This window comes from Streptomyces sp. CO7, from assembly GCF_053474865.1.
Genome location: NZ_JBRIOU010000004.1, coordinates 477,484 through 480,462, shown reverse-complemented (window position 1 = coordinate 480,462; position 2,979 = coordinate 477,484). Strand labels below are relative to the sequence as shown.

The 2,979-nt window shown below is 75.3% G+C and carries 3 protein-coding genes and 1 pseudogene; 2 read left to right on the top strand and 2 right to left on the bottom strand.

Features of this window, described 5'->3' with window-relative positions:
- Window positions 1-64: 64 nt before the first annotated feature.
- The gene (locus tag ACOV8S_RS14990; RefSeq protein WP_448318866.1) at window positions 65-682 is read right to left on the bottom strand and encodes an alpha/beta hydrolase family protein; all 618 of its coding nucleotides are present in this window, start codon (window positions 680-682) and stop codon (window positions 65-67) included.
- Window positions 683-869: 187 nt separating this feature from the next.
- Window positions 870-1,736: an SOS response-associated peptidase gene (locus ACOV8S_RS14985; RefSeq protein ID WP_448318314.1), complete on the bottom strand. Its 867-nt coding sequence runs from the start codon at window positions 1,734-1,736 to the stop codon at window positions 870-872.
- Between the two features lie 109 nt (window positions 1,737-1,845).
- Between ACOV8S_RS14985 and ACOV8S_RS14980 the strand changes: the two genes are divergently transcribed.
- On the top strand, window positions 1,846-2,532 hold the full coding sequence (locus ACOV8S_RS14980) for a M50 family metallopeptidase (protein ID WP_448318312.1): 687 nt from the start codon (window positions 1,846-1,848) through the stop codon (window positions 2,530-2,532).
- A 124-nt stretch (window positions 2,533-2,656) separates the two neighbouring features.
- Window positions 2,657-2,979: pseudogene (locus ACOV8S_RS14975) on the top strand (3-phosphoshikimate 1-carboxyvinyltransferase); the annotation flags it as partial.

The following is a 2,979-nucleotide window of genomic DNA, read 5'->3' as shown; positions in this document are numbered from 1 at the left end:
GCCGCGACCCGGCGTGAGGCCACGCCGCCCCCGACCGGCTGTCACGCCGCTCACCGGCCCGGCGTCACGCCAAGGTGGCGGTCCAGGCGGTCACCGCGTCGGTGACGAGGCGGAGGGCGTCCTCCTGGGTGAGGGGGGCGCGCTTGGGGACGGCGAAGGCGTGGTCGGCGTGCGGGACCACCGCGGCGGGGCGCAGGGCGGCGGGGAACTCCTCGGGACGCCCGAACGGGTCGGCGCCGCCCTGGACGACCAGCAGCGGCACCATCACCCCCGCCAGCTCCTCGGCCCGGGACCGCTCGGGCCGCCCCGGAGGGTGCAGCGGAAAGCTGAGCGCCAGCACCGCGGCCGCGCCCAGCTCCCCGGCGGTCCGGCAGGCCACCCGGGCTCCCGCGCTGCGACCGCCGGACACCACCGGGAGCCCCTCGCGCACCAGGGCCGGCCACACCCCGCGCCACCCGGTGTCCAGCGTCCGGGGCGCCGGGGCCACCTTCTTCCCCGCCACCCGCCACGGCTGCTCGACCAGCGCCACGCTCACTCCGTGCCCCGGCAGCGCCTCCGCCAGCGCCCGCAGGTCCCGCGCCTCGACGCCGCCCCCGGCGCCGTGGCTCACGGCCAGGACCAGCCGGGCGTCCGCCGCCCGCCGCCAGGTGATCCGGGCCTGCCCGGCCTCGGTGTCCACCAGCTCGGTCCCGGGACCGGCGTGGAGCTCGGTGTCGGTCGCGGCCTCGGTGTCGGCCTCTGCCGCGGTGTCGGGCTCGGTCTCGGGGTCGCGCACGGTTCCTGCCTCGGGGCGCTCGGGGAGATCACGGTGATCAGGCTGATCGCGGTGATCAGGCTGGTCGCGGTGATCGCGGTGATCGGGGCTCACGTCAGAAAAGTGTGCCCTCCTCCGGCCCCGCCAGCTCCGTCAGCAGCTCCGGCCCGTTGTTGCGGACGTTGCTGACCGCCGTGGACACCGGGTAGGCGCGCATCAGGCCGGCCGGCGGCGGGGTGAGCAGGCCGCGCAGCTCGTCCGGGTCGTCGCGGCGCGGGTCGAGCCAGGCGTCCCAGCGGTCCGCCGTGAGCATCAACGGCATCCGCGGGTGGATCTCCGCCAGGGTCCGCGGCCCCTCGGCCGGGGCGACGGCCAGCGGTGAGGTCTCCGCCTCGGTGGTGATGACCGAGCAGGTCGCCCACCAGGCCAGCGGATGGTCGTCCGGCAGGGTGCGGTCGCGCCAGAACTCGTAGAGCCCCGCCATCGCGAAGACGGAGCCGTCGGCCGGCGTGACGAAGTACGGCTGCTTGCGCGGACGCTTCCGCCGCCCCTCGACCTCCAGGTCCCGCTCCTCCTTGCCGGTGACCCACTCGTAGTAGCCGTCGGCGGGCAGGACGCACCGGCGGGCGGCGAAGGCCCGGCGGTAGGAGGGCTTCTCGTGCACCGTCTCGGCCCGCGCGTTGATCATGCGGGCCGCGCCGTCGGGGGACTTGGCCCAGCTCGGCACCAGTCCCCACTTCAGGCGGCGCAGCTGCCGCACCGGCCGGGGGTCGCCGGACCCCTTGACCGGGCGGTCCAGGACGGCGAACACCTCCTTGGTCGGCGCGACGTTGTAGTCGGGTTCGTGACCGGGGGCGTAGGACTCCTCCGGATCGTCGCCCGGTGTGCCCGGGTCGGGGCGCAGCGAGGGGAGTCCGGCCTCGACGCCGAAGATGTCCGCGAGGTCCTCCGGAGCCCGCGAGGATGCATACCGTCCGCACATACGTGCCACACTGCCAGGCCGGGCGCCGCCCGGGCCACCGGCTTCCGGAAGACGCCGCACGGACCGCGTGCCCCCGCCGCACGCCCATCCCGCGAAGGAGACCCCAGCGATGGACCAGGTGCTCGGCCGCCAGCCCGACCCCGACCTGTGGGTGGTGGTCGCCACCGCCGCGGCCGCTCTGGCCGTGGTGCTGCCGAACGCCGTCTGGCGGGTGGCGCGCAACGCCGTCACCATCGCGCACGAGGGCGGCCACGCCCTGGTGGCCCTGCTCACCGGCCGCACCCTCACCGGGATACGGCTCCACTCCGACACCAGCGGCCTCACCGTCAGCAGGGGCAAGCCCCGCGGGCTCGGCATGGTGCTCACCGCGCTGGCCGGCTACACCGCCCCGCCGCTGCTGGGCCTGGGCGGCGCGGCGCTGCTCTCCGAGGGCCGGATCACGCTCCTGCTGTGGCTGGCCACCGCGCTGCTGCTGGTCATGCTGGTGATGATCCGCAACGTGTACGGCGTGCTCACGGTGCTGCTCACCGGCGCCCTGTTCCTGCTGGTCTCCTGGCAGGCGGGCGCCCAGGTGCAGGCCGCGTTCGCCTACGCGGTGGTGTGGTTCCTCCTGCTGGGCGGCGTCCGGCCGGCCTTCGAGCTCCAGCGGGAGCGGCGCCGCAACCCCACCGGCGCGTCCGACGCCGACCAGCTGGCCTCCCTCACCGGCACCCCGCCCGCGCTGTGGCTCTTTCTCTTCCACGTCGTGTCGCTCTGCTCCCTGATGGGCGGAGCGCGCTGGCTGCTCGGTCTCTGAGCGTCCGCGTCTCGCACTGTGGGCCTCCGGCGCGCGGAAAGCCGCTACCACGGACCAGTTTCGACGATATTTCGGCGCTTTTGATCAGGAATCTCCTGTGCGGCCAGCCACTAGAGTGGGCCGTATGACCGTTCACTCCGCGCAGCAGACCGATCTCTGGCCCGCCCCCACCGCGAGCGGGCCCGTCGACGCGACGGTCCACGTGCCGGGATCGAAATCGGTCACCAACCGCGCGCTGGTGCTGGCCGCCCTGGCCTCCGAGCCGGGCTGGATCCGCCGCCCGCTGCGCTCCCGCGACACCCTGCTGATGGCCGAGGCGCTGCGCGCGCTCGGCGTCGGCATCGAGGAGACCATCTCCTCCAACTCCGCCGCCACGCCGGCCGCCACCTCCGGCGGCGACAAGGCCGGCGAGGCCTGGCGGGTCATCCCCGCCCCGCTGGCCGGCCC

Bases quoted from the DNA above. Each gene is read 5' to 3' on its own strand.
- ACOV8S_RS14985 (WP_448318314.1), bottom strand. From the start codon at position 1,736: ATGTGCGGACGGTATGCATCCTCGCGGGCTCCGGAGGACCTCGCGGAC.
- ACOV8S_RS14980 (WP_448318312.1), top strand. From the start codon at position 1,846: ATGGACCAGGTGCTCGGCCGCCAGCCCGACCCCGACCTGTGGGTGGTG.